Annotated in this window: 23 protein-coding genes and 1 pseudogene; 13 read left to right on the plus strand and 11 right to left on the minus strand. The window is 69.9% G+C overall.

Features of this window, described 5'->3' with window-relative positions; genetic code table 11:
* Positions 1–174, minus strand: a 174-nt coding sequence (locus FG385_RS35465) for an acetyl-coenzyme A synthetase N-terminal domain-containing protein (protein ID WP_139098823.1), incomplete at its 3' end; no start/stop codon positions are given.
* A gap of 151 nt (positions 175–325) precedes the next feature.
* Between FG385_RS35465 and FG385_RS22840 the strand changes: the two genes are divergently transcribed.
* From FG385_RS22840 to FG385_RS22855, 4 genes are read left to right on the plus strand one after another with little or no spacing between them, the layout of a single operon-like run.
* Entirely contained in the window at positions 326–1,354 is a 1,029-nt protein-coding gene (locus FG385_RS22840) for a sensor histidine kinase (protein WP_139098824.1), read from the plus strand.
* The gene (locus tag FG385_RS22845) at positions 1,351–2,100 is read left to right on the plus strand and encodes a LytR/AlgR family response regulator transcription factor (protein ID WP_139098825.1); all 750 of its coding nucleotides are present in this window, start codon (positions 1,351–1,353) and stop codon (positions 2,098–2,100) included. Before FG385_RS22840 ends, FG385_RS22845 begins: the two co-directional genes overlap by 4 nt.
* Entirely contained in the window at positions 2,097–2,447 is a 351-nt protein-coding gene (locus FG385_RS22850) for a hypothetical protein (protein ID WP_139098826.1), read from the plus strand. Before FG385_RS22845 ends, FG385_RS22850 begins: the two co-directional genes overlap by 4 nt.
* Entirely contained in the window at positions 2,444–4,255 is a 1,812-nt protein-coding gene (locus FG385_RS22855; RefSeq protein WP_235022738.1) for a sodium/solute symporter, read from the plus strand. Before FG385_RS22850 ends, FG385_RS22855 begins: the two co-directional genes overlap by 4 nt.
* A 55-nt stretch (positions 4,256–4,310) precedes the next feature.
* Here FG385_RS22855 and FG385_RS22860 read toward each other — a convergent pair.
* Positions 4,311–4,886 (minus strand): annotated as a pseudogene (locus FG385_RS22860) (SDR family oxidoreductase); the annotation flags it as partial.
* Positions 4,883–5,635, minus strand: coding sequence for an SDR family oxidoreductase (locus FG385_RS22865; protein WP_139098828.1), 753 nt, complete (start codon positions 5,633–5,635; stop codon positions 4,883–4,885). The pseudogene FG385_RS22860 and the gene FG385_RS22865, both read right to left, overlap by 4 nt.
* Positions 5,636–5,712: 77 nt before the next feature.
* On the opposite strand from FG385_RS22865, the gene FG385_RS22870 reads away from it, so the two are divergent.
* From FG385_RS22870 to FG385_RS35005, 6 genes are all read left to right on the plus strand, one after another.
* On the plus strand, positions 5,713–6,324 hold the full coding sequence (locus FG385_RS22870; RefSeq protein ID WP_139098829.1) for a TetR/AcrR family transcriptional regulator: 612 nt from the start codon (positions 5,713–5,715) through the stop codon (positions 6,322–6,324).
* A gap of 101 nt (positions 6,325–6,425) precedes the next feature.
* Positions 6,426–7,511 carry an epoxide hydrolase family protein gene (locus tag FG385_RS22875; protein ID WP_139098830.1) on the plus strand — a complete coding sequence of 362 codons (1,086 nt, stop codon included), beginning with the start codon at positions 6,426–6,428 and terminating at the stop codon, positions 7,509–7,511.
* Positions 7,512–7,520: 9 nt separating this feature from the next.
* On the plus strand, positions 7,521–7,973 hold the full coding sequence (locus FG385_RS22880) for a nucleoside deaminase (RefSeq protein ID WP_139098831.1): 453 nt from the start codon (positions 7,521–7,523) through the stop codon (positions 7,971–7,973).
* A gap of 10 nt (positions 7,974–7,983) precedes the next feature.
* A complete protein-coding gene (locus tag FG385_RS22885; RefSeq protein ID WP_139098832.1) occupies positions 7,984–8,928 on the plus strand; it encodes an isopenicillin N synthase family dioxygenase in 945 nt (314 codons plus the stop codon).
* A gap of 34 nt (positions 8,929–8,962) precedes the next feature.
* Positions 8,963–9,736: a purine-cytosine permease family protein gene (locus tag FG385_RS35000; RefSeq protein WP_235022739.1), complete on the plus strand. Its 774-nt coding sequence runs from the start codon at positions 8,963–8,965 to the stop codon at positions 9,734–9,736.
* The gene (locus FG385_RS35005) at positions 9,736–10,347 is read left to right on the plus strand and encodes a hypothetical protein (protein WP_235022740.1); all 612 of its coding nucleotides are present in this window, start codon (positions 9,736–9,738) and stop codon (positions 10,345–10,347) included. Before FG385_RS35000 ends, FG385_RS35005 begins: the two co-directional genes overlap by 1 nt.
* On the opposite strand, the gene FG385_RS22895 is transcribed toward FG385_RS35005, so the two are convergent.
* The 8 genes from FG385_RS22895 to FG385_RS22930 all read right to left on the minus strand — a co-directional run bounded on the left by FG385_RS22895 (position 10,331) and on the right by FG385_RS22930 (position 19,520).
* Complete coding sequence (locus FG385_RS22895) at positions 10,331–10,531, minus strand: hypothetical protein (protein ID WP_139098911.1); 201 nt, start codon at positions 10,529–10,531, stop codon at positions 10,331–10,333. The two genes, FG385_RS35005 and FG385_RS22895, sit on opposite strands and share 17 nt — an antisense overlap.
* 105 nt (positions 10,532–10,636) lie before the next feature.
* Positions 10,637–11,257: a TetR/AcrR family transcriptional regulator gene (locus FG385_RS22900; RefSeq protein WP_139098833.1), complete on the minus strand. Its 621-nt coding sequence runs from the start codon at positions 11,255–11,257 to the stop codon at positions 10,637–10,639.
* 1 nt (position 11,258) lies between these two features.
* Positions 11,259–12,416: an acyl-CoA dehydrogenase family protein gene (locus tag FG385_RS22905; RefSeq protein WP_139098834.1), complete on the minus strand. Its 1,158-nt coding sequence runs from the start codon at positions 12,414–12,416 to the stop codon at positions 11,259–11,261.
* 64 nt (positions 12,417–12,480) lie between these two features.
* Entirely contained in the window at positions 12,481–14,352 is a 1,872-nt protein-coding gene (locus FG385_RS22910; protein ID WP_139098835.1) for an ATP-binding protein, read from the minus strand.
* Positions 14,353–14,357: 5 nt separating this feature from the next.
* Positions 14,358–15,956, minus strand: a complete 1,599-nt coding sequence (locus FG385_RS22915) for an acyl-CoA carboxylase subunit beta (RefSeq protein WP_200834613.1) — start codon at positions 15,954–15,956, stop codon at positions 14,358–14,360.
* Positions 15,953–17,074 (minus strand): acyl-CoA dehydrogenase family protein, encoded by a 1,122-nt coding sequence (locus tag FG385_RS22920; RefSeq protein WP_235022741.1) that lies wholly within the window; start codon positions 17,072–17,074, stop codon positions 15,953–15,955. Before FG385_RS22920 ends, FG385_RS22915 begins: the two co-directional genes overlap by 4 nt.
* Positions 17,071–18,741 carry an acyclic terpene utilization AtuA family protein gene (locus FG385_RS22925; RefSeq protein WP_139098836.1) on the minus strand — a complete coding sequence of 557 codons (1,671 nt, stop codon included), beginning with the start codon at positions 18,739–18,741 and terminating at the stop codon, positions 17,071–17,073. The genes FG385_RS22920 and FG385_RS22925 overlap by 4 nt, the downstream gene beginning before the upstream one ends.
* Entirely contained in the window at positions 18,738–19,520 is a 783-nt protein-coding gene (locus FG385_RS22930; RefSeq protein ID WP_139098837.1) for a TIGR03084 family metal-binding protein, read from the minus strand. The genes FG385_RS22925 and FG385_RS22930 overlap by 4 nt, the downstream gene beginning before the upstream one ends.
* A 215-nt stretch (positions 19,521–19,735) precedes the next feature.
* Here FG385_RS22930 and FG385_RS22935 point away from each other — a divergent pair, with 215 nt between their 5' ends.
* From FG385_RS22935 to FG385_RS22945, 3 genes are all read left to right on the plus strand, one after another.
* Positions 19,736–22,480 (plus strand): ribonucleoside-diphosphate reductase subunit alpha, encoded by a 2,745-nt coding sequence (locus FG385_RS22935; protein ID WP_139098838.1) that lies wholly within the window; start codon positions 19,736–19,738, stop codon positions 22,478–22,480.
* On the plus strand, positions 22,462–23,499 hold the full coding sequence (locus FG385_RS22940; protein ID WP_139098839.1) for a ribonucleotide-diphosphate reductase subunit beta: 1,038 nt from the start codon (positions 22,462–22,464) through the stop codon (positions 23,497–23,499). Before FG385_RS22935 ends, FG385_RS22940 begins: the two co-directional genes overlap by 19 nt.
* Before the next feature lie 167 nt (positions 23,500–23,666).
* Positions 23,667–25,118 (plus strand): cytochrome P450, encoded by a 1,452-nt coding sequence (locus FG385_RS22945; RefSeq protein ID WP_200834621.1) that lies wholly within the window; start codon positions 23,667–23,669, stop codon positions 25,116–25,118.
* Positions 25,119–25,245 lie beyond the last annotated feature (127 nt).

The raw sequence follows: 25,245 nt of genomic DNA on the forward strand, positions 1-25,245 counted from the left end.
CGACCATTTCGTATCCCACGACAACCGCTCCGCCTGCTCCGCCCAAAACCCCTCACGATCCAACTCGGCCCGCTGATAGGCGTCGGCCTTCTCGTTGGCGTTGGCGGCAAAGTCCTCGCTGGGGGGAAAGGTCCGGTTCTCGGTCAGCAGGTTCGACAACGCCTCGTTGCTCATCTCCGCTCCTATCGTCGCGGCACGCGACGATAGGAGCACGGTGTGCCTGCCGTCACCCGGCCCACGACAGACGGTAGCCAGCCCGGGACGAACGGTTGACGAGCGTCGGCCTACAATCGATGACCGACCGGCGCGACGACGAGGTGGTGCGATGCTTCAGGCGAGGCCGGACCCGGCGGTCACCCTCGCGGCCGCCCGGCGGATCAGCCGCGAGATCCAGGGCGGGACCGCCGCACCGAGGGCACGTAAGGCATTGCGGCGACTCCGCCGCCTGACGGGAGCACATGCCGTTGGTCTGGCGGATTTGTCCGGTATCACCATCTGGTCCGGAATAGTACCGGAGTCCGGAAGGACCGAACCACTCGTCCGTGAGGCACTGCATCGCGAAGCCCCGCAAGGGAAAGCGCCACTCGTCGCGGTCCCGTTACAGGTGCACGGTGAGCCGGGTGGCGTGCTGCTGGTGGCGGGCCCGGTCCGGTCCGACTGCGTCCGCGAGGTCGCCGCACTCGTGGAATACGCCCTGGAGCGCGGGAAGCTCGAGGCGTCGGCTGATCAGGCGGCCCAAGCGGAACTTCGCGCGCTGGCCGCGGAGATCTCGCCGCATTTCGTCTACAACGCGCTCACGGTGATCGCGTCGCTGGTGAGGTCCGAACCGGACCGGGCGCGGGAACTGATGCTCGACTTCGCCGACTACACCCGCTACAGCCTCGCGAAGCACAACGAGTACACGGTCGTCGCCGAGGAGTTCCGCGCGATCGAGACCTACCTCGCGTTGCAGAAGGCCGTGCTCGCCGAGCGGCTGCAGGTCCAGGTGCGGGTCGCGCCCGAGGTGCTCGCGGTCGCGATCCCCTACCTGGTACTGGAACCGCTGGTGGAGAACGCGATCAGGCACGGCATCGAGCCCAGCGGGGGCACCGGTACGGTGCTGGTCCGCGGTGAGGCCTCGGGGAACGACTGCGTGATCAGCGTCGAGGACGACGGCGTCGGGATGGACCCTGAACTCGCGCGCGCGATCCTGGCCGGCAAAGGAGGTTCGGGCAACGTGGGACTGGCCAATGTGGACCGTCGCTTGCGGACGGTGTACGGGCCGTGGTTCGGGCTGGTCGTGGAGACCGCGCCCGGTGCGGGCACGAAGGTGCTCGTGCGGGTGCCCAGGTTCGCGCCTGGAGTCCTCCCGTGACCGGGTTGCGCGTGCTCGCGGTCGACGATCTGCGTCCCGCGCTTGAGGAACTGAGCCGGATGCTGCGCGAATGCCCGGAGGTCGGGGACGTGACCGCGGTCGGAGACCCGCTGAGCGCGGTCAAGAGCATCCAGGCCGGCCGGTTCGACGCGGCCTTCCTGGACATCGCGATGCCGGGTCTCGACGGGCTCGAACTCGCTTCGCTGCTGTCCCGGCTGAACACGCCCCCGGTGCTCGTTTTCGTGACGGCGTACGAAAACCACGCGCTGACGGCGTTCGGCCTCGGCGCGGTGGACTACGTGCTCAAACCGATCCGCGCCGAACGGCTCGCGGCCGCGCTGACAAAGGTCAACCGGATGGTGCGGGGGCAGCGGGCGCCGGTCGTGCCGGACACGATGTCCGCGCTCGCGGTCGAGACGGACGGCCGGACGCGGTACATCCATCGTGACGAGGTCCAATTCGTCGAAGCCCGCGGCGATTACGTGCGCCTGCACACGGGGGACGGTTCGCACGAGGTGCGGATGCCGATGGCGCGACTGGAAGAGTCCTGGGAGGCCAACGGTTTCGTCCGGGTCCACCGCGGTTTCCTCGTCGCGCTGCGCGCGGTGCGCGAGCTGCGCAGCGACTCGGTGGGCGGGCTGCTGGCGCATACCGGCGCCGGGGACGTGCCGGTGAGCCGCCGGCACTCCCGCGAGCTGAGAGAGCGCTTGCTGAACTCGGCGCGGCACGGCGAGCTGGGCCGGTGAGCCGGGCCAGGCGCGTCGCGGTCACGAGCCCGCAGACCCGGCTCGCGCACGCCCACCGGCGGGCCAGCGGTCCGTGGCGCACGCCGCGCCTCGACCCCGCCGAATCGGCCAGGGCCCTTTCGCTGTACCGGCGCCAGCAGGCGCCCGCGGTGCTCACCCTCACCGCGCTGCTGATCCTCCTTTGTGGACTTCCGGTCGTGTTCGCCCTGTGGCCGGGGCTCGACCAGGTGCGCGTCGGCGGGATCCCGCTGTCGTGGCTGATGCTCGGGGTGCTGCCGTTCCCGGTGATGGTGCTGCTCGCGGTGTGGCAACTGCGCCGCGCGGAGAAGATCGAGGACGACCGGTGATCGCCGCGCTCACCGTCGTCCCGGTCGTGCTCGTCACCGTGCTCATCGGCGTGCGCGGCGTCGCGACGCTGCGCACGACGTCGGATTTCCTGGTGGCGTCGCGGCGGATCTCACCCGTGCTCAACTCCGCGGCCGTGTCGGGAGAATACCTGTCGGCGGCCTCGTTCCTCGGCGTCGCGGGGCTGGTGGTCAAGGACGGCATCGGTTCGCTGTGGTACACGGTGGGTTTCACCGCGGGCTACATCGCGATGCTCGCCCTCGTCGCCGCGCCGATGCGCCGCTCCGGCGCGCTCACCGTGCCCGACTTCGCCGAGGCACGACTGGCGTCCCCGGCGCTGCGGAAGCTCACCGCGATCACGGTGCTGGTGATCGGTGTGCTGTACCTGATCCCCCAGTTCCGCACGGCCGGCCTGGTGCTCAGCACGGTCAGCGGGACGCCGTACTGGGTCGGCGTGGTGATCGCGGGTGCCGCGGTGAGCGTGACGCTGGCGCTCGGCGGGATGCGCGCGGCGACCTACGTGCAGGCGTTCCAGTTCGTGCTCAAGCTCGTGCTGCTCGTGGTCCCCGCGCTGTGGCTGGTGCTCACAGTCGGCCCCGTGGTGCGCGGTGAAGCCGTGCACCCGGTGGAGTTCACGCATTTCACCCACGACACCGCGGTCACCTTCGAGGTCGACGTGACCCTGCGGCTCGACGAGCCCACCCCGATCCGGGACGCCGCCGGGACCTTGCGCGTGTACCCGCCGGGCGAGCTGTCGATGGGGTCGGGCGACAAGGTCGTCTTTCCCGCCGGGGCACCGGTTCCGCACGCGGGCGCCGGGCGGCTGCCGGGCGCGCCGGGCTGGGCACGGCCGCTGCTCGCCGTCGGCGGCGACGGCCATCCGCTGCTGGGCACCCTCGCCGTGCTCGCCGCGACCGTGCTCGGCACGATGGGCCTGCCGCACGTGATCATGCGGTTCCACACCAGCCCCGACGGCCGCGCGGCGCGGCGCACCGCCGCGATCACGATCGGCCTGTTGAGCATGTTCTACCTCGTGCCGGGCGTGTACGGCACGCTCGGGCGCGTGCTGGTGCCACAGCTGTACCTGACCGGCGCGACCGACACCGCGGTGGTCGCGCTACCCAGCCAGGTCGACACCGGCTGGGCCGGCACCACGTTCACCGCCCTGCTGACCGCCGGTGCCTTCGCCGCCTTCCTCGCCACGTCGCTCGGCCTGCTGCTCGTGGTGTCGGGTGCGACGGCGCACGATCTGATGGCCGGTGGCCTGCGGACGATGCGCACCACGGTGCTGGTGACCGCGGCCGGGGTGGTGCTGCTCGCGCTGCCGTCCGCGCCCATCGACGTCGACGTGCTGGTCACCTGGGCGTTCACCGTCGCCGCGGCCACGTTCTGCCCGCTGCTGGTCCTGGGCATCTGGTGGCCGCGGCTGACCGCGCCCGGCGCGATCGCGGGGGTCGTGACCGGACTGGGCACGGTGTCGCTGTCGATCCTGGCCGCGCTGTCGGATCCGGCGATGCCCGGCTGGCTCGCCGTGCTCGTCGAGCGTCCCGCGCTGTGGGCGGTGCCGCTCGCGTTCGCGGTGATGGTGACGGTCTCGCTCCGGGGCCGCCCGCCGTCATGGGCGCGCGCGGCGATGCTGCGGCTGCACCTCGACGACGGTGCTACTGCCCCAGCTCCTGCTCGACCTTCCGTTGCAGCTTGTTCATCCCGCCCAGCCAGCGGTCGGTCGCGGTGGCTCGTGCCGCGTAGTAGTCCGCGACCTCGGGATGCGGCAGCACCAGGAACCGGCCGTCCGAAAGCGCTTCCATGACCGTGTCCGCGACCTGCCCCGGCTCGATCGCGGAAGCGCCCATGAGCAGCTCGCCGGCCGGACCGGTGCCGGCGAGCATGTTCGTGTGCACACCCTGCGGGCAGATCGCCTGCACCGTGATCCCGCGGTGGCGGTAGGTCGCGCTGAGCCATTCGGCGAACGCGAGCGCGCCGTGCTTGGTGACCGAGTACGGTGCCGAGCCGAGCATGGTGAGCAACCCGGCCGCGGACACGGTGGCGAGAAAATGCCCCTCGCCGCGCTCGAGCCAGTCCGGCAGCAGCAGCTTCGCGGCGCGGACATGGGCCATCACGTTCACGTCCCACGCCTGCGCCCACACGTCCTCTGGCGCGGCTTCCGTGCCGTGCGGGGCGACCCCCGCGTTGGCACAGAACAGATCGATCGCGCCAAGCTCGGCCTTCGCCGTCGCGATGAGGTGCCCGGCCCCCTCATCCGAGGCGGCGTCCACCGCGATGTGAGTCCCGCCGACCTCTTCGGCGACCCGCGCGGCCGCGTCGCCGTCCAGGTCGGCGACGACGATCCGGGCGCCCGCCGCGGCGAACCGCCGCGCCAGCGCCCCACCGATCCCGCCGCCGCCCCCGGTGATCACGACACCCGCGCCGTCGAGGTTCACAGGCCACCGCCCAGGGTCACGCCGCCGTCGAGCACGATCGTCTGGCCGGTCATCCAGCCGGCGTCGTCGGAGAGCAGGAACGCGACGGCCCCGGCGATGTCCTCGGGCACCCCGAGGCGCTTGAGCGGGTAATGCGACGCCACCTCCTCCTCGTGGCCCTCGTACAGCGCGGTGGCGAACCTGGTCTTGACCACCGCCGGGGCGACGGCGTTGACCCGGATCTCCGGGCCCAGCTCGGCGCCGAGCTCCATGGTCAGGCGGATCACCGCGGCCTTGCTGATGCCGTACATGCCGATCCCCGGTGAGGCGCGCAGGCCCGCGATCGAGGCGACGTTGACGACCGAACCGCCGTGCTCGCCCATCCACGCGTCGCGCGCGAGCCGGATCCACGCCAGCGGCGCCAGCACGTTCACGCCGAGGATCTTGGCGGCGGCGGCCTGGTCGATGTCCACGAGCGGGCCGAACACCGGGTTGATGCCGGTGTTGTTGACGAGCATGTCGAGGCGGCCGAACGTCTCGACCGTCTTGGCCACCGCCTCCTGCTGGTGCCCGGCGTCGTCGGCCTTGCCGGGGACGCCGATCGCGAAGTCCGGGCCGCCCAGTTCGGCGACCGCCTCGGCCAGCGGCTCCGGTTTGCGGGCCGTGACGCAGACCTTCGCGCCACGCTGGACGAGCTCGCGGGCGATACCGAGGCCGATGCCGCGGCTCGCCCCCGTTACGATCGCGACGCGGTCCTTGAGGGAGTTCACTCGTGTTCTCCTGTCCGATCCTGGGCACGGCTAAGCGCCCGCTTACACTGAGGGTCCGAGTCGAGAGGAAACCGGGGATGACCGTGTCGCTGTCGGCCGAGCTGTGGCCGGACGTACAGCCCGATGCCGCGCGCCGGCTCATGCTCGCCGCCGTCGAGTCCTTCGCCGCCCGCGGCTACCACGCGACCACCACACGCGACATCGCCGCGGCGGCCGGGATGAGCCCGGCGGCGCTGTACGTGCACTTCCCGTCGAAGGCCGCGCTCCTGTTCGCGATCAGCCGCAACGGCCACGAGCAGACCCTCACGCTCGTGGAGAGCGTCGCCGGCGGGGACGAACCTCCCCGGGAGCGGATGCGGAAGATCATCGAGGACTTCGTGGCCTGGCACGCGCGGCGGCATACGGTCGCGCGGGTCGTGCAGTACGAACTGCAGGCGCTGCCCGAGCAGGAGTACGCCGTGGTCGCCGACCTGCGGCGCCGGATCGAGAACCTGGTGCGGGAGGTCATCGCCGAGGGCGTCGAGAAGGGCGAGTTCACCGTGGGCGACCTGCGGACCGCCGCGCGTGCCGTGCTGTCCCTCGGCGTGGACGTGGCGCGCTGGTACAGCGACCGCATCGGCAAGACCCCGAAGGCGCTCGGCCGCGAGTACGGCGAACTCGTGCTGCGCATGCTCGGCGCCGGAATCTGAGCACCCATCGAGCTTCCTCGCCATGAGCGTCACGGTACCTCACCATACTAAGCGGTCGGTCACCTGCGGGAGTGTCGTGCCCCGCGCCTAGTCTGAGCGCCATGGACCCCTTCCGCATCGAGATCCCGCAGGCGCAGCTGGACGATCTGCACACCCGGCTCGACCTGACCCGCTGGCCGGAGGAACTGCCCGGCGCCGGCTGGTCCTACGGCGTGCCGCTCGGCTACCTCAAGGACCTCGCCCGGTACTGGCGCCACGACTACGACTGGCGGGCCCAGGAGCGGCGGCTCAACGAGTTCCCGCAGTTCACCACGGAGATCGACGGCCAGCGGGTGCACTTCCTGCACGTCCGCTCGGCACAGGCGAACGCGCAGCCGCTGATCATCACGCACGGCTGGCCCGGTTCGGTGGCCGAATTCCTGAAGATCATCGAACCGCTCTCGGCGGATTTCCATCTCGTCGTGCCGTCGATCCCCGGTTTCGGGTTCTCCGGTCCCACGACGGAAACCGGCTGGGACGTCCCCCGCATCGCGCGCGGGTGGGCGGAGCTGATGAGCCGGCTGGGCTACCAGCGGTATTCGGCGCACGGCGGCGACTGGGGCGCGCTGATCTCGCGCGAACTGGGGCGGCTCGACGCCGGGCACGTGACCGCCGTGCACGTGACCATGTTCGGGCGCGCCGTCGGCACCGTCGAAAACCCGAGCGAGGACGAGCAGCGGAAGATGGCCGGCCGGGAGCGGTACCAGCGGGAGCTGTCCGGCTACGCGACGCTCCAGTCGCAGCGCCCGCATACGGTGAGCTACGCGTTGCACGACTCCCCCGTCGGGCAGCTGGCGTGGATCGCCGAGAAGTTCTTCGACTGGACCGACTCGGTGAACGCGCCCGAGGACGCCGTCGACCGCGACCAGCTGCTGACGAACGTGATGCTGTACTGGCTGACCGGCACCGCCGCCTCGTCCGCGCGGATCTACAAGGACGCGATCGGCATCTGGTCGCCCCCGCAGGCGCCGTCGTCCACGCCGACCGGGGTCGCGGTCTTCCCGGCCGAGATCGCGCCGCCGGTCCGCCGCGCCGTCGAACGGACCAACACCATCGTCCATTGGTCCGAATTCGACCGCGGCGGTCATTTCGCCGCGATGGAGGAGCCGGACCTGCTGATCTCCGACCTGCGCGAGTTCCTGCTCTAAGCTGCGCCCATGGACCTGGACCCGGCTCAGCTGCTCACCGTCGCCCGCGAGGAGGCGCTGCTCGGCAAATCCGAGGGCGGCGTCCCGATCGGCGCCGCGCTGTTCACTGTGGACGGTGAGCTGCTCGGCCGCGGGCACAACCGGCGGGTGCAGGACGGCGACCCGTCGATGCACGCCGAGACCGCCGCCTTCCGCAACGCCGGGCGAAGGCCGCACTACCGCGACACGATCATGGTGACCACGCTCTCGCCGTGCTGGTATTGCAGCGGGCTGGTGCGGCAGTTCGCCATTCCCCACGTGGTCATCGGCGAATCCCGGACCTTCACCGGCGGCCACGAATGGCTCGCCGAGCACGGCGTCACGGTGACGCTGCTCGACGACCCGGAATGCGTCAAGCTCATGACGGAGTTCATCGCCGAACACCCCGAGCTGTGGTTCGAAGACATCGGAACTTCGTCGTAGGAGGCGGCCCGTGGTCCCGCTCATCGATCTGGCTCCCTGGTTCGACGGCACCGACCGGGCCGGCGTCGCGCAACGCGTCGACGCGGCGCTGCAGGAATCCGGCTTCCTGCTGATCACCGGCCATGGCGTACCGGACGGGCTGCGCGCGCGGACCCGCGAGTCCTCGCGTGCGTTCTTCGCGCTGCCCGAGGAGACCAAGGCCCGGTACGCGGTCGCGGTCGGCGGCCGCGGCTGGCTGCCCCCGGGCGTGGAGGCCAACGGGTACGCCGAGGGCACCGAAACCCCGCCGGATCTCAAGGAGTCCTATTCGGCCGGCGCCGACGACCGCGTCGGCGTACCCGAGGTCGACTCGTTCTGGTTCCAGCCCAACGTCTTCCCCGCCGAGATCCCGGAACTGGCCGCCACCGCCCGCGAGTACATGGCGCGCATGCGGGCGCTGTCCGACGAGCTGCTCACGATCTTCGCCGCGGCGCTCGGCCTCGAGCCCGCGCACTTCACCCGGCACACGCGCCATCCCACGTACACCTTCAACATCAACTGGTACCCGCCGATGACGCGCGTCGGCACGCCGGAAGACGGCCAGTTCCGCATCGGCCCGCATACCGACTTCGGCACCGTCACCGTGCTCGACCGCGAAGCGGGCGTGGGCGGCCTGCAGGTCCACACCGGCGAAGGCTGGGAGGACGCGCCGTTCGACCCGGCCGCGTTCACGATCAACATCGGCGACCTGATGGCCCGCTGGACCGGCGACCGCTGGCGCTCGACCCGCCACCGGGTGCTGCCGCCGCACACCAGCGCGCCCGACGAGGACCTGGTGTCGCTGATCTTCTTCTACGAGACCGATCACGGCGCCCGCATCGACTCGCTCGCCCCGCCGCTCGGCCGCGCCGCGTACCCGCCGGTGGTCGCGTCGGAGTACCTGCGCGAGAAGCTGGACGCCATCACCGTCGGGTAACCCGAATGAAACAAAGCCGCCGTAGGTTGCCCGGATGACGGTCGAAGCGGGCGTGCATTCCGGCGAATACGGCGAAAAGGTCGTCGCGGTCGAACCGGGCGGGATCGAGCCGGTCGCCGAAGCCAGCAAGCACGGCAAGGCGAGCCAGCTGCTCTGGACCTGGTCCTCGCCGAACCTCGAGTTCGCCACGATCTTCGTCGGGGTGCTCGGGGTCTCCGCGTTCGGGCTCAGCTTCTGGCAGGCGCTGCTGGCGGCCGTGCTCGGCAACGCGCTCGGCGCGCTCTCGCACGGCGTCCTGTCCGCGCGCGGCCCGAAGCACGGGGTGCCGCAGATGGTGCTCAGCCGCCTGGGCTTCGGCTACTGGGGCAACCTCGTGCCCGCGGCCCTGATGTCGGTCACGGCCGGCATCGGCTGGTTCGCGGTCAACAGCGTGAGCGGCGCGTTCGCGCTCAACACGCTCACCGGGCTGCCGGTGCTGCCGTGCCTGGTCATCGTCGTCGCGGCGCAGATCGGGATCGCGTTCTTCGGGCACAACCTGGTGCAGGCCTACGAGAAGTACATCTTCGGCGTGCTCGCGGTGATCTTCCTGATCGCCACCGTGGTCACGTTCGCCGAAGCGCATCCGAGCGCGCCCGGCGGCGGGGGCGGTACCGGCGGGTTCCTGCTCACCATGGGCGCGGCCTTCGGCTACGCAGCGGGCTGGAACCCGTATGCCGCCGACTACACACGCTACCTCCCGGCGAATGTGCGCCCCGGGCCGCCGGCTGGGCGGCGGCGCTGGGCCTGTTCGTCTCGTGCACGGTGCTGATGGCGGCGGGCGCGGCCTCGGCCACGATCGGCGGTTCGGACCAATCGGCGAGCCCGACCACGGCGTTCACCGGCCACCTGCCGGGCTGGCTCTCGGCCGTCACGCTGCTGGCGATCGCGCTGGGCGCGGTCGCGGCGAACGCGCTCAACGTGTACTCGGGGGCGCTCGCGTTCCTCGCGCTGGGCGTGACGCTGCCCCTGGCGTGGCGCCGCGCGATCGTCGCGCTGGGCTTCGGGATCATCGGGTTCGCGCTCGCGTGGGCGGGCCTGTCGGACGCGGGCGAGGCGTACGAGAACTTCCTGCTGGTCATCTCGTACTGGATCGCGCCGTGGCTCGCGGTCAGCTTCGTGGATCAGTACCTGCGGCGCGGGCAGGAGGCCGGCGCGCTGCTGGCCGACCGGTCGCGCAAGGGCTGGGCCGGGCTGGTGTCGTTCCTCGTGGGCGCGGTGGTGTCGATCGTGTTCTTCGCGAACCAGTCGATCTACACCGCGCCGGTGCCGAAGGCGATACCCGCCATCGGCGACGTCACGTTCTTCGTGGGGTTCGTGCTGGCCGGCGGCCTGTACGCGCTCCTGGCCCCGCGCACGAAGGAGTTCAGGCGGCCAGCGTGATCGCGAGCGCGGCGCGGCCGGCCGGGGTCAGCTCGGCGGCGCCGTCACCGGCCGCACGGATGTAACCACCGTGCGCGAGTGCGTGCGCGGTCATCTGGTCGCAGCACGGCACCCCGTCGATGAACAGGTCCGGCTCGCAACTGCTGGACATCCTCGCGCGCCGTTCGGCCACCGCACGCAGCATGGCCACCGCGCGATGGGACAGATCTTCGTCCACAGAACTCAACCCCTACTCAACACCGCTGTCGAAACTGTGTGCACTGGGTTATCGCACACTGCTCCATTAGTGTTAGCGCGTCACCCCAGAAACCTGTGGCAATGACACACTGAGCACCTTCGCCCATTGGTGGACGATCTTCGCGCGGCGCCGCCCGTCGTCGGTGAGCAGGTTCGCCAGGCCCAGCCCGCGGGCGAGATCGAGGGTGCCCTGGACCAGCTCCCGCACACCCGGATGGGTCTCGTCCACACCCAGAAGTTCCAGCGCCACCCGGTGCGCCTCGCGGCCCACCCTGGCCTCGAGCGGGGCCAGGACGGCCCGCAGCGACTCGTCGGTCGACGCCGCGACCCACAGGTGCAGCGCGGCGCGGAACATCGGCCCGGTGTAGAGGTTGAGCAGCATGTCGACGCTCGCTTCGATCCGCGACTCCCCCGGCGGCAGGTCACCGGCACGTGCGCGCAACTGCTCGACCTGCACCTCGCCCAGGTACTCGACGGCCGCCGTCACCAGATCCTCGCGGGTGCGGAAATGGTGCTGCGCGGCGCCACGCGACACCCCGGCACGCTGGGCGATGACGGCGACCGTGGTACCGCTCCAGCCCAGCTCACCGAGGCATTCGACGGCGGCGTCGATCAGCCGCCGCCGGGTGGTCCGGCTGCGCTCCTGTCGCGGTTGGCGCGCGGGGGTGCTCACGTCAGTACGACTTGGGCAGGCCGAGCGAGTGCTGCGCGACGAAGTTGAGCACCATCTCGCGGCTGACCGGCGCGATCCGGCCGACCCGCACCGCGCCGAGCAGCGCGCCCAGCCCGTACTCGGTGGCCAGGCCGTTGCCGCCGTGGACCTGGACCGCGGTGTCGACGGCCTTGATCGCGACCTCCGCCCCGGCGTACTTCGCCATGTTGGCCGCCTCGCCCGCGCCGAAGTCGTCACCCGAGTCGTAGAGCGCGGCGGCCTTCTGCGTCATCAGCTTCGCCAGCTCCAGCTCGATCTTGGCCTGCGCCAGCGGGTGCGCGAGCCCCTGGTGGCTGCCGATCGGCGCGCCCCAGACGTTGCGCTGCTTCGCGTACTCGACACCCTTCTCCAGCGCGTACCGCGCGATGCCGACCGAGAAGGAGGCGGCCATGATCCGCTCCGGGTTGAGCCCCGCGAACAGTTGCGCGAGCGCGGCGTCCTCGGACCCGACGAGCGCGTCGTAGGGCAGCCGCACGTCGTCGAGGAACAGGCCGAACTGCTTGTCGGCCGAGACGAGGTCCATCTCGATCTGCCTGTATTCGAAGCCCGGGGTGTTCGTGGGCACGATGAACAGCGCGGGCTTGAGCTTGCCGGTCTTCGCGTCCTCGGTGCGGCCGACGACGAGCACCGCCTCGGCCTCGTCGACGCCGGAGATGAACACCTTCCGTCCATTCAGGACCCAGTCTCCGCCGTCGCGGCGCGCCGTGGTGGTGAGACGATGGGAGTTCGAACCGGCGTCGGGTTCGGTGATGGCGAACGACATCCGCACCTCACCGGTGGCGAACCGCGGGAGCCACTTCGCCTTCTGCTCGCCGGTGCCGTAACGGGCAAGCACGGTCGCGCAGATCGCCGGGGACACCACCATCAGCAGCATCGGCGTGCCCGCGGCGCAGAACTCCTCGCACACCGCGGCGAGATCCCCGATCCCGGCACCCCCGCCGCCGTACTCCTCCGGCACCGCGACCCCGAGGTACCCGAGCCGCCCGGCTTCGTTCCACAGGTCACTGGTGTGGCCCCCGCTGCGGGCGAGCTTCGTGTAGTACTCGTGCCCGTAGCCGCGGCCCAGTTCGGCGACCGCCTTGCGCAGCGACTGCCGCTCGTCGGATTCGGTGAAGCTCATGGTTGCTCCTTGCTCATGCGGGCCACCCGCACCCGGTCGCGCCGATGACCCGGCTTCGTGATTGTCAGTCATCCGCGCTCCCCTTCACGACAGCCAGCACGGCGCCGACCTCGACCTGCTGCCCCACGGAAACGGGCAGTTCCGCGACGACCCCGGCGGCCGGTGCGGTGATCTTGTGTTCCATCTTCATCGCTTCCAGCCATAGCAACGGATCCCCGGCGGCGACGGTGTCCCCCGCCGTGACCGCGACCCGCAGCACCGTGCCGGGCATCGGCGCGACCAGCGAGCCCGCGGCCAGCGCCGAACCGGGTTCGGTGAACCGCGGCACGCGGGTGAGCGAGACCGGGCCGACGCAGACGAGACCGGGATACCGCGCCACATCGAACCCGCGGCGCACACCCGCGACGTCGAGGACGACCCGGTCCGGGGTGGCGGAGACCAGCGTGACGTCTTCGGCCTTGCCGTTCCGGTACTCCACTGTGTACTCACGATCGCCGGCCGCGTACCGCTTCCGCTGGGGCGCGCAGGGCACATTGCGCCAGCCGCTGGGGAACCGGGTCCTGTTCGTGGCGGCGTCGGCGAAGGCGGCGGCGACAGCGGCGAGCCGCTCGTCACCCAGCGGGCGCGCGAGCAGGTCGAGTCCGTGCCGGTCGAAGAACGCCGTATCGATGTTCCCGGCGAGGAACTCGGGATGCCGCAGGACGTTGACGAGCAGGTCGCGGTTCGTGCGCACGCCGTGGATCTTCGCGCTCTCCAGCGCCGTCGCGAGCTTGCGCACGGCCTCGTCGCGGCTGGGTGCCCAGGCGATGACCTTGGCGAGCATCGGGTCGTAGTGCACCCCGATGACCGAACCGTCGGCGACTCCGCTGTCCACCCGCACGTCCCCGGCCACCGAGAAGTGGTGCAGGGTCCCGGTCTGCGGTTGCCAGTCCGCCGCGGGATCCTCGGCGTAGAGCCGGACCTCGATCGCGCTGCCGGTCCACTGTGGAGGCTCGGGCGCCAGGCGATGCCCTTCGGCGACGCGGATCTGCAGCGCCACCAGGTCGAGGCCGGTGACCAGTTCGGTCACCGGATGCTCGACCTGCAAGCGCGTGTTCATCTCCAGGAAGTAGAAGCTGCCGTCCTGCGTGGCGAGGAACTCGACCGTGCCCGCGCCGACGTAGTCGATCGCCTCGGCGGCCTTGCGGGCGGCCTCGAACAGGCGGGCCCGCATCTCCTCGTCGACCAGCGGGGACGGCGCTTCCTCGATGACCTTCTGGTGCCGCCGCTGGATCGAGCATTCACGCTCCCCCACCGCCCACACCGTACCGTGCGTGTCGGCGAGCACCTGAACCTCGATATGCCGACCGGTCTCCAGGTACCGCTCGCAGAACACCGTCGGGTCACCGAAGGCCGAGGCCGCCTCGGCGCGGGCGCTCTCCACCGCGTCCGCCAGCTCGCCGAGCTCCCGCACGATCCGCATCCCGCGGCCACCACCTCCGGCGGAAGCCTTGACCAGCACGGGAAGATCGGCCTCGGTCACCGTCGCCGGGTCCAGTTCGGACAGCACGGGAACCCCGGCGGAGCCCGTGATCCGCTTTGCCTCCACTTTGGACCCCATGGTCTCGATCGCCGCCGGCGGCGGACCGATCCAGGTGAGCCCGGCGTCGAGCACGGCACGGGCGAACCCGGCGTTCTCCGACAGGAAGCCGTAGCCCGGGTGGACCGCGTCCGCCCCGGTCGCCTTCGCCGCGGCGACCAGCAGGTCCGCGCGCAGGTAGGTGTCCGATGGCGTGTCGCCGGGCAGCCGGACGGCGGCGTCGGACTCGGCCACGTGCGGCGCGTGCGCGTCGGCATCGGAGAACACCGCCGCGCGGCCGATCCCCAGCTCGGCGCAGGTGCGGAACACCCGGCGGGCGATCTCGCCCCGGTTGGCGGCCAGAATCGTGTGGATCATCGCGCTCACATCCGGAAGACGCCGAAGCCCTCGGCGCCCTTGATCGGTCCGTTGTGGATCGCGGACAGGCTCAGCCCGAGCACGGTCCTGGTGTCGCGCGGGTCGATGATGCCGTCGTCGTAGAGCATGCCGGACAGGAACATCGGCATCGACTCGGCCTCGATCTGCTGCTCCACCATCGCTCGCATGGCCTTGTCGCCGTCCTCGTCGTAGGCCTGGCCCCGGTTTCCGGCCGCCGCGCGCGCGACGATCGAGAGCACCCCGGCCAGCTGTTGCGGGCCCATCACCGCCGACTTCGCGCTCGGCCAGGCGTAGAGGAATCGCGGCCCGTACGCCCGCCCGCACATCCCGTAGTGCCCGGCCCCGTAGGAGGCGCCCATCAGCACCGACAGATGCGGGACCTTCGAGTTGGACACCGCGTTGATCATCATCGCGCCGTGCTTGATGATGCCGCCCTGCTCGTACTCGCGGCCCACCATGTAGCCGGTGGTGTTGTGCAGGAAGATCAGCGGCGTGTCGGTCTGGTTCGCCAGCTGGATGAACTGCGTGGCCTTCTGCGACTCCTCGCTGAACAGCACACCCTGGGCGTTGGCGAGCACGCCGACCGGGTAGCCGTGCAGATCGGCCCAGCCGGTGACGAGGCTCGTGCCGTAAAGGGGTTTGAACTCGTCGAAATCGGAGCCGTCGACGATCCGGGCGATCACTTCGCGCGGGTCGAACGGCACCTTGAGGTCTCCCGGCACGATACCGACGAGGTCTTCGGCGTCGTAGCGCGGCTCTTCGTAGTCGGGTTTGGGCGACGGGCCGAGTTTGCGCCAGTTGAGCCGTTTGACGATGCCGCGGCCCAGCCGGATCGCGTCCGGCTCGTCGAGCGCGAGGTAGTCCGCGAGCCCCGAGGTCCGCGCGTGCATTTCGGCGCCGCCCAGCGATTCGTCGTCCGACTCCTCGCCGGTGGCCATCTTGACCAGCGGCGGGCCGCCGAGGAACACCTTCGCCCGTTCCTTGACCATCACCACGTAGTCGGACATTCCCGGCAGATAGGCGCCGCCCGCGGTCGAGTTCCCGAAGACGAGCGCGATCGTGGGGATCCGGTCGGCGGAGGCGTTGGTGAGGTTGCGGAACGTGCGCCCGCCGGGGATGAAGATCTCCTTCTGGGTGGGCAGATCCGCGCCGCCGGACTCGACGAGGTTGATCGTCGGCAGCCGGTTCTCGTGCGCGATCTCCGCCGCCCGCAAGCCCTTCTTGAGGCTGGACGGGTTGCTCGCGCCGCCCTTCACCGTGGGATCATTGGCGACGATCATGCATTCGACGCCCTCGACGGTGCCGACACCCGTGATCACGCTGCCGCCGACGTGGTAGCCGGTGCCCCAGGCGGCGAGCGGCGAGAGCTCCAGGAACGGCGAGTCCTCGTCCAGCAGGAACTCGATCCGTTCCCGGGCGAGCAGCTTGCCCCGTTTGCGGTGCCGTTCGACGTACTTCTGGCCGCCACCCGCGATCGCCTTGGCCTGCTCAGCCTCCAGCTCGCCGAGCTTTTCCAGCATCGCGTCGCGGTTGGCGGCGAACTCCGGGCCTCCGGAGTCCACTGTGGATCGGATGACGCTCAAGCCGTGTACCCCAATCGTTTCGCGGCCAGTCCGGTGAGGATCTCGTTCGTGCCGCCGCCGATACCGAGGATGCGCACATCGCGGTAATGCCGCTCCACTTCGGACTCCCGCATATAGCCGAGCCCGCCGTGCAGCTGTACCGCCTCGTTGACCACCCATTCAGCCGTTTCGACGGCGCTGTTCTTCGCGAAGCAGGCTTCGGCGATCACGTCCTCCCCCGCGACGTATCGTTCGGCGACGTGTCGCGTGTAGACGCGGGAGAGGTCGATCCGCCTTGCCATGTCGGTGAGCTTGTGCTGCACGGCCTGCCGCGAGATGAGCGGCCGCCCGAAGGTCTCGCGCAGGCGGCACCAGCCGAGCGTCAGGTCGAGCGCTCGTTGCGCGGTCGCGTAGCCCTGCACCGCGAGCGAGACCCGCTCGGTCACGAACTGGGTCGCGATCTGGAGGAAGCCGCTGTTCTCCTGGCCGACCAGGTTCTCCGCCGGAACACGCACCTCCACATAGGACAGTTCGGCGGTGTCCGAACAGTGCCAGCCCATCTTCTCCAGCTTGCGGCTCACGGTGAAGCCTGGCGTGCCGCGCTCGACGACGAGCAGCGAGATCCCGTGCGCGCCCGGTCCACCGGTGCGCACGGCCGTGGTGACGAAGTCGGCGCGGCAACCCGAGGTGATATAGGTCTTCGCCCCGTTGACGACGTAGTGGTCGCCTTCGCGACGGGCGGTGGTGCGGATGCCGGCCACGTCGGAGCCGCCGTCCGGTTCGGTGATGGCCAGTGCCCCGATCAACTCCCCCTCGAGCGTCGGCCGTACCCACCGGTCGATCTGCCGCTCGTCACCGGCCGCCACGATGTGCGGTAGCGCGATCCCGTTGGTCAGCAATGAGGCGATCAGACCGCCGGAGCCGCCCGCGTAGAGGATCTCCTCGGTGACCGCGATCGCGTCGAGGAACGTGCCGCCGCCACCGCCGGCGGCCTCCGGGAAGGACACGCCGAGCAGCCCGGTCTCCCCGGCCTTGCGGTGCAGTTCTCGGGGCAGTTCACCGGCGCGCTCCCATTCGTCGAGGTGCGGCAGGACCTCCTTCTCGACGAATGTGCGTACCAGCTTGCGCAGTTCGCTCACGCCGGAACCTCCAGGTATCGCGAACGCAGCCACTCACCCAGCGCCTTGGCCTGCGGGTCGAACCGTGCCTGCGACGCGACGCCCTCGCCGAGCAGACCGGTGACGACGAAGTTGAGCGCCCACAGGTTCGGCAGCACGTACCGGCGCACCGGCAACGACGCGGTCTCCGGCAGCAGCCGCTGGAACTCCTCGACGGTGAGCGTGGTGGCGAGCCACCGCCAGGTGTCCTCGGATCGCGCCCATACGCCGAGGTTCGCGTCACCACCCTTGTCGCCGCTTCGCGCACCCAAGACCGACCCGAGCGGCGCCCGCTTCAGCCGGCCAGAGAAGGACTCTGGCAATGGTGGTTCCTCCACATCGGACAGTTCCCGCGTTTCGCGAGCGGGCGGGACGTCCACCCGGGACCCGTCCGGTAGTACCGCGACATGCGGAACCGAGGATGAGTCCACAAAGGACGCGGTGTATACGCCGTACGGGGACGCGTCGGAAGGCGGCGCGGTGACGTGGAAGCCGGGATAGCTGGCCAGTGCGAGCTCGATTCCCGCCCCGCTGAACGCGCGCCCGGCGACCTTCGGATCCGCGTCCTTCACCGCACAGTGCAGCAAGGCGCTCGCCCGCTGTTCGGTGTCGGCGTCCTCGTGCTCGGTCCGGGCCAGGGTCCACCGGATCTCGGCCGGTGGGTGGTCCTTGAGGGAAGCCTCCAGCTGCTCGCGGACGAGCGCCGCCTTCGCCTCGATGTCCAGCCCGGTCAGCACGAACGTGGTCTCGTTGCGGAACCCGCCGAGCCGGTTGAGCGCCACCTTCAGCGTGGGTGGCGGCGGTTCCCCCTTCGCGCCGGTGATCCGGACGCGATCCGGACCGGCCGGAGCGAGGGACAGGGTGTCGAAGCGAGTGGTCACGTCTGGTCCGGCGTAGCGCGCGCCGGTGATCTCGTAGAGCAGTTGCGCGGTGACCGTGCCGACCGTGACCGCGCCCCCGGTGCCCGGGTGCTTGGTGATCACACTGGATCCGTCGGCCTCGATCTCCGCGATCGGGAAACCCGGCGTGCCAAGGTGATGCTCGGTGAAGAACGCATAGTTCCCGCCGGTGGCCTGCGCACCGCACTCGATGACGTGCCCGGCCACGACGGCTCCCGCGAGCGCGTCGTAGTCCTCTCGGCCCCAGCCGTAGTGTGCCGCCGCCGGCCCGACGACCAGGGACGCGTCGGTGACCCGGCCCGTCACCACCACTTCGGCACCGGAGTTCAGGCATTCGACGATGCCCCACGCCCCGAGATAGGCGTTGGCGGTCAAGGGATTTCCGAACTCTTCGCCGCGCGCTGCCAGGTCGTCACCTTCGACGTGCGCCACGGCGACGTCAACACCGAGTTTGCCCGCCAGTTCCCGGATGGCGGCCGCGAGCCCGGCCGGGTTCAGGCCGCCCGCGTTCGTGACGATCTTGACGCCCTTTTCGCGCGCCAGCACGAGGTTCTCTTCGAGCTGACGCAGAAACGTCTTGGCATAGCCCCGGTCCGGATCCTTCAGCCGGTCGCGGCCGAGGATGAGCATGGTCAGTTCGGCGAGGTAGTCCCCGGTGAGATAGTCGAGCGGGCCACCGGTCAGCATCTCGCGCACGGCCGAGAAGCGGTCGCCGTAGAAGCCCGAGGCGTTGCCGATGCGCAGGGTCACGTGAACTGCCCCGCCTTCCGCCCGTTGCCAGGTGGCCCGGCGAAGGCCTGCGCGATTTCGAGCCATTTCACCGCTTCCGCGCCGGACGCACGCAAATCGGTGTCCGCGGGGTGCCGCCGCTGCGTGACCACGAGGCAGAAGTCCAGCGCGCTGCCGGTGACCCGCTGCTGGGCGTCCTCGGGGCCATACGTCCACAGCTCACCGCCGGGCGCCCGCAACTCGACGCGGAACTCCGCCGCGGGTGGGGCGAGCGAGTGCACCGCGAAGGAGAAATCCCTTGTGCGCACGCCGAACCGCGCGATGTGGCGGATACTGCCGGCCGGCTCCCGTGGCAAGCCGAGCGCGTCGTGCACGTCCTGTGAGTGCGCCCAGGTCTCCATCATGCGCGCGGTCGCCAGCGACGCCGCGCTCATCGGCGGCCCGTACCACGGGAACTTCGTGCCCTCCGGCGCCGCGAGCAAGGCCCCGGCCAGCGCTTCCCGGCCGTCGCGCCACTCGGCGAGCAACTCTTCTCGCGGCTTCTTCACCTCTTCGGCCGCTCCGGCGTCGACGTATCCCTCACCGGCGGTGAGCGCCCGTTTGATCTCTTCCGGGAACTCGCCGGGCGTGCGCACCGCGATCAGGGCCTTCGCGTCGGTCCACGCCAGGTGGGCGATCTGATGGCCGATCGTCCAGCCCGCCGCCGGGGTCGGCGCCGCCCAGTCCGCACCGACCACGACTTCGTCCAGCGACCGGCTTTCCGCCGCCAGGTCATCCAGGATCGGTCGCAGATCCACCACCGCACTCGCCTCCTCGCGCCTGCCAGCGAGCGTGGCACCGGCGCCCGGAAAAATCAAGCGCGCTTGATTGTTTTTCTCGCGGATCACCTCCGACACGCCCGCATATTGGGGTACATGTGTGCCGCCACCACCAGATGTAGTCTCTGGAGCACCGATGACTCCCCGCGCCGCCGAGGGCGGCGCGCCGATCCAACGCGCCCTGATGAAGGAGACATATGTCTGTGGACACCGTGGCGGCCACCGTGGCCGTACGGGTCATCCGGCGGGACGGCAGCGTCTCGCCGTTCGACGCGACGAAGATCTCGGTCGCGCTGACCAAGGCCTTCCTCGCCGTCGAAGGCGACGGCGCGGCCGTGTCGTCGCGTATCCATCACGTCGTGGCCGAGTTGACCGCGCAGGTCCGGTCTTCCCTGCTGCGGCACGCGAACCACGAATCCGCCCTGCACATCGAGCAGATCCAGGACCTGGTGGAACTCGCGCTGATGCGCGGCGGGCACCACAAGGTGGCCCGCGCGTACGTGCTCTACCGCGAGGAGCACGCCAAGGCCAGGGGCGAGGCCGTGGAGCCGGACACGTCCGCGAACCTCGACTGGACACGCGTCGAGCACGTCGTCGCCGAGGCCGTCGCGGGCATCGCCGATGTGACGGCCGAACCCGTGCTGGCGGAGACCAAACGCAATGTCTACGACGGGATCGGCCCGCAGGAGCTGGCGGCCGCGCTGATCATGGCCGCGCGCACGCTTGTCGAGCAGGAGCCGAACTACTCGTTCGTCACCGCTCGGCTGCTGCTGGACAAGCTCCGCGGCGAGGCGCTGAGTCATCTCGCGGGCGCACCGCGGCTGGCCGGCCACGACGAGCTCAACTACCCCGGCTACTTCCGCGACTACCTCGCCCGCGCCATCGACCTGGAACTGGCCGATCCCCGGCTCGCGACGTTCAACCTCAAGAAGATCACCGCGGCGATCCGGCCCGAGCGCGATCTGGACTTCTCGTTCCTCGGCCTGCAAACACTGTACGACCGGTATTTCCTGCACGACGACGGCGTGCGGTTCGAGCTGCCGCAGGCGTTCTTCATGCGTGTCGCGATGGGGCTGGCGCTACGCGAGTCCGAGCGCGAAGTACGGGCGATCGAGTTCTACGAACTGCTGTCAAGCTTCCGCTTCATGGCCTCGACCCCGACGCTGTTCAACGCCGGTACCACCCGCCCACAGCTGTCGTCGTGCTTCCTGACCACAGTGGACGATGAACTCGAGTCGATCTTCCAGGCGTACAAGAACAACGCGCTACTGGCGAAATACTCCGGCGGCCTCGGCAACGACTGGACCCCGGTCCGCGGTCTCGGTGCGCATATCAAGGGCACCAACGGGAAATCCCAGGGCGTGGTGCCGTTCCTGAAGGTGGCCAACGACACCGCGGTCGCGGTCAACCAGGGCGGCCGCCGCAAGGGCGCGGCCTGCGCGTACCTCGAGACCTGGCATGTCGACGTCGAGGAGTTCCTCGACCTGCGCAAGAACACCGGCGACGAGCGCCGCCGCACGCACGACATGAACACCGCCAACTGGGTGCCCGACGAGTTCCTGCGCCGGGTCGAGGCCGACGCCGAGTGGACGCTCTTCTCCCCCGACGAGACACCGGACCTGCACGATCTCTACGGAAACGCCTTCGCCGCACGGTATCGGGAGTACGAAGCGGCGGCCGACCGCGGGGAGGTCACCGTGTTCCGCCGGGTGCGCGCGGTCGAGCTGTGGCGGCGCATGCTGACCATGCTGTTCGAGACCGGGCATCCGTGGATCACCTTCAAGGACCCGGCAAACCTGCGCTCACCGCAGCAGCACGCGGGGGTGGTGCACTCCTCGAACCTGTGCACCGAGATCGCGCTCAACACCAGTCTCGACGAGGTCGCCGTGTGCAACCTCGGCTCGGTCAACCTGCTCGAGCACGTCACACCGTCCGGTTTGGACACCGAGCGGCTGGCGCGAACCGTCCGGACGGCCGTGCGGATGCTCGACAACGTCATCGACATCAACTTCTACACGATCGCAGAGGCGCGCCGCTCGAACCTGCGCCACCGGCCCGTCGGGCTCGGGCTGATGGGCTTCCAGGACGCGCTTTTCGTACTCGGCCTGCCCGTCGCCTCGCAGGCCGCCGTCGACTTCGCCGACCGCAGCATGGAGCACCTCAGCTACTACGCGATCTCGGCTTCGGTGGAGCTGGCGGAACAGCGAGGGCGGTACGAGTCGTTCGAAGGTTCGTTGTGGAGTAAGGGAATCCTGCCGATCGACTCGCTGCGCCTGCTCGCCGAAGCGCGCGAGGGCGACGCGCTCGACGTCGACTATTCGTCCACTCTGGACTGGGACGGCCTGCGGGAACGGGTGCGCACCAGCGGGATGCGCAACTCCAACGTGATGGCGATCGCGCCGACCGCGACGATCTCCAACATCTGCGGTGTCGGTCAGTCGATCGAGCCGCAGTTCCAGAACCTGTTCGTGAAGTCGAACATGTCCGGTGACTTCACCGTCGCCAACCCGCATCTCGTGCGCGCCCTCAAGGAACGCGGGCTGTGGGACGAGGTCATGGTGAGCGACCTGAAGTACTTCGATGGCAGTCTCGCCGAGATCGACCGGGTGCCGGGGGAGCTCAAGCGGCTGTACGCCACCGCGTTCGAGATCGACAGCCGCTGGCTGGTGGACGCCGCCTCGCGCCGGCAGAAGTGGATCGACCAGGCCCAGTCGCTCAACCTCTACGTGGACGCGCCGAGCGGCCGCAAGCTCGACGAGCTGTACCGCTACGGCTGGCACAGGGGCCTCAAGACCACCTACTACCTGCGCGCGCGTGCCGCGACCGGCGTCGAGAAGAGCACCCTGCGCGGCACCGACGGCAAGCTCAACGCCGTGCCCGCCGCCGTGCCGGAACCCGTTGCCTGCCGGATCGACGACCCCGAATGCGAGGCCTGCCAGTGACCACCCTGATCGACCAGGACGCCGGCCGGGTCGACGTCGAGGACAAGGCGATGCTGGGCGCGCGCGCCGACGTGAACCAGCTCCTGCCGCTGAAGTACCACTGGGCGTGGGAAAAGTACCTCGCCGCCTGCAGCAACCACTGGATGCCCACCGAGGTGTCCATGCAGGCCGACCTCGCGCTGTGGAAGTCGCCCGGGGGTCTCACCGAGGACGAGCGCCTGATGCTCAAGCGGAACCTCGGCTTCTTCGCGACCGCGGAATCCCTGGTGGCCAACAACCTCGTGCTGGCGGTCTACCGGCGGATCACCAACCCCGAATGCCGCCAGTACCTGCTGCGCCAGGCCTTCGAGGAGGCCGTGCACACGCACACCTTCCAGTACATCTGCGAAAGCCTCGGCTTCGACGAGGGCGAGCTGTTCAACTCCTACCGCGAGGTGCCGTCGATCACCGCGAAGGACGCGTGGGCGCTCAAGTACACCCAGAGCCTCGACGGGGACACCGGCGACCAGGAGTTCCTGCGAAATCTCGTCGCGTTCTACGTGGTCTTCGAGGGGATGTGGTTCTACACCGGGTTCGCGCAGATCCTCTCGCTCGGCCGGCGCAACAAGATGGTCGGCATCGCCGAGCAGTACCAGTACATCCTGCGCGACGAGTCGATCCACCTGAACTTCGGCATCGACTGCATCAACCAGATCAAGATCGAGAACCCGCGGCTGTGGACGCCCGCGTTCCAGGCCGAGGTCCGCGAGATGCTGGTCGAGGCCTGCGAGCTCGAGGTGGCGTACGCGCGCGACACGATGCCGCGCGGGATGCTCGGCCTCTCGGCGGCGCTCTGCGAGCAGTACATGCGCTTCATCACCGACCGGCGCGCCCGGCAGATCGGTCTCGCGCCGATCTTCGGCGAGACCGGCAACCCGTTCCCGTGGCTGTCGGAGGCGATCGATCTGAAGAAGGAGAAGAACTTCTTCGAGACGCGCGTGACCGAGTACCAGACGGGTGGTTCGCTCGACTGGGACTGACAACGGGGCTTGCCAGTTGAGGCCGGGGGCGGGAACCTGGACCCGCGAACGTCGAACTCACCGTCGCGAACGCAGATCTCGGCGTCGTGAACGCCGAACTCGGCGTCGTGAACGTCGAACTCGGCGTCGTGAACGTCGAACTCGGCGTCGTGAACGTCGAACTCGCGGTGGGAGGCATTGTGGCCATTCGGGACCGGGTTCCGCCCCTTACCTCGATTCCGCTGCCGAAGGCGGTGGACCGGCGCTGGCTCGGGAAACGCTGGCCGGTCCGCGAACTGGCCGCCCCGCCGCCGGGCAGCGGCCTGAAACCGGTGCTCGGCGACGCGGGCCTGCCGGTCATCGGGCACGCGCTGGACTCGATGCGGTTCGGCGTCGACTTCGCGCTGCGCCAGTACGAGACCTACGGCCCGGTGTCGTGGATGGGCAGCTTCGGCCAGCGGTTCGTCGTCCTCTCGGGCCCGGAGGCCACCCAGGCCGCGCTGGTGAACAAGGACAAGGCATTCTCGCAGGAGGGCTGGAAGTTCTTCATCGAGCGGTTCTTCCACCGCGGCCTGATGCTGCTCGACTTCGAAGAGCACCACGTGCACCGGCGGATCATGCAGGAGGCGTTCACCCGCGACCGGCTCGCCGGTTACGCCCGGCAGTTCGGCCCCGTCCTGCGCGACGGGGTCGCGCGCTGGCCGGAGCGGCCGCGGTTGTACTGGGCGCTCAAACAGCTCACGCTCGACGTCGCGACGCGGGTGTTCATGGCCACGCCCAGCGGCGCCGGCGCGGCCCGGATCAACCGCGCGTTCGTCGATTCCGTCCGCGCGCCGACGTCCCTCGTGCGGATCCCCGTGCCCGGCGGGCGCTGGGCCGCCGGTCTCGCCGGACGCCGCACCCTCGAGCGCTATTTCACGGAAAACCTGCCCGCCAAGCGGGAATCGCGGGGCGACGACCTGTTCTCCGTGCTGTGCCACGCGACCGGCGAGGACGGTGAACGGTTCAGCGACGCCGACGTCGTCAACCACATGATCTTCCTGATGATGGCCGCGCACGACACCACCACGATCACCAGCACCGCGGTGGCCTACCACCTGGCCAAGCACCCCGAGTGGCAGGAGCGGGCCCGCGAGGAGTCCCTCGCCCTCGGCGACGACCTCCCGGATCTGGCGGCGCTCGATCGCCTCGAAACCCTGGACCTGGTGATCAAGGAGTCGCTGCGGCTGACCGCCCCGGTCCCGTCGCTCCCGCGCAAGGCCGTCAAGGACGTCGCGGTGCTCGGCCACCACATACCGGCCGGCACGTTCGTGACGATCGCGCCGAACACCAACCACTACTCCCCCGAGCACTGGTCCGATCCACGCTCCTTCGACCCCGAGCGCTTCGCCGAGCCGCGGCGCGAGGACAAGTCGCACCGGTACGCGTGGATGCCCTTCGGCGGCGGCGCGCACAAGTGCATCGGGCTGCACTTCGGGATGTTCGAGGTCAAGGCGCTGCTGCACGAGATGCTGCGCGCCCGCCGGTGGTCGGTACCGGACGGCTACCGGATGCGGTGGGACTACGTGTCGCTCCCGGTGCCCGTCGACGGGCTCCCAGTCCGGCTCGAACCGTCACGGAACCGGGCGAACAAGGCCTGACCGCGTCCGGCCGCGGTAGCCTGAATCCTCACCAAAAGTGACCACGTTTACACTGATCATCACTCGTTCAGCCGGTAGACAGTGTCAGTTCGAGATGATGGCGTGACATCACTCCGGGCAGGCACCG

This window comes from Amycolatopsis alkalitolerans, assembly GCF_006152065.1.
Lineage (GTDB): Bacteria > Actinomycetota > Actinomycetes > Mycobacteriales > Pseudonocardiaceae > Amycolatopsis_E > Amycolatopsis_E alkalitolerans.